This window comes from Leucobacter celer subsp. astrifaciens, assembly GCF_001273835.1.
Classification (GTDB): Bacteria; Actinomycetota; Actinomycetes; order Actinomycetales; family Microbacteriaceae; genus Leucobacter; species Leucobacter celer.
In genome coordinates, this window is the sequence record NZ_JHEI01000179.1 from 1 (window position 1) to 302 (window position 302).

The 302-nt window shown below is 59.3% G+C and carries 1 protein-coding gene; it reads right to left on the reverse strand.

Going from position 1 to position 302, the window contains the following annotated elements; translation table 11 throughout:
- Positions 1–218: hydantoinase/oxoprolinase family protein (locus tag AMS65_RS17875; protein WP_277620069.1), on the reverse strand; the 218-nt coding region annotated here is incomplete at its 3' end.
- Positions 219–302: the final 84 nt, after the last annotated feature.

A 302-nucleotide genomic window follows, 5' to 3' on the forward strand; every position in this document is an offset into this window, starting at 1 on the left:
GATCCCGCCGACTGCGGGCCGACCTTCAGCAGGCCACCCGCATCGATGTGCGCGATGGATCCGCCGCCCGCACCAAGCGAGCGGATGTCGACCGAGGAGATACCCAGAAGGTCGCCTTCGAACTCGGGACCGAGCCAGGTATCACGGGTCTTTACGACGGAGCCGTCCCGAGAGATTCCGGCGTCGAACGTGGTGCCACCGGTGTCCGCCACGATCATGTCTTCGAAAAAAAAAAAATCATGCTCATCACGATTGTAGAGTATCAGGTCTAGACAGTCGAGGGAGAGCCTCTACGTTACTAG